The organism is Cellulomonas sp. P4_A2, assembly GCF_056402515.1.
In genome coordinates, this window is sequence record NZ_JBFUHG010000111.1 from 1 (window position 1) to 453 (window position 453).

The 453-nt window shown below is 72.8% G+C and carries 1 protein-coding gene; it reads left to right on the forward strand.

Features of this window, described 5'->3' with window-relative positions:
• Positions 1-453: aminotransferase class I/II-fold pyridoxal phosphate-dependent enzyme (locus tag AC1DUE_RS20330; RefSeq protein WP_477041214.1), on the forward strand; the 453-nt coding region annotated here is incomplete at both ends.

Consider the following 453-nt stretch of genomic DNA (forward strand, 5'->3'; position numbering starts at 1 on the left):
CTTCGACCTCGTCCCCGCCCTCGGACTGCGGCCGATCCCGGTCGGCGTCGACGACGACGGCCCCCTGCCCCACGACGTGGAGCGGGCGCTTGGGCAGGGCGCACGGGCACTGATCGTCACCGACCGCGGCCAGAACCCCACCGGCGCCACGATCTCGGCCGCCCGCGCCCGCGACCTGCGCACCATCCTTACCGGCCACCCGCAAGTCCTCGTCATCGACGACGACCACGTGCACGGACTCACCGAACTGCCGCTCCACCCGCTCGCCGGCAGCACACAACACTGGATGCTCGTCCGCTCGACAGCCAAAGCCTACGGCCCCGACCTGCGCCTGGCCGTCCTCACCGGCGACCCCCTCACCGTCGACCGGGTCCGCGGTCGCTACCGCCTCGGCCCCGGCTGGGTCAGCCACCTGATCCAGCACACCGTGACCCATCTGTGGCGCACCGACGC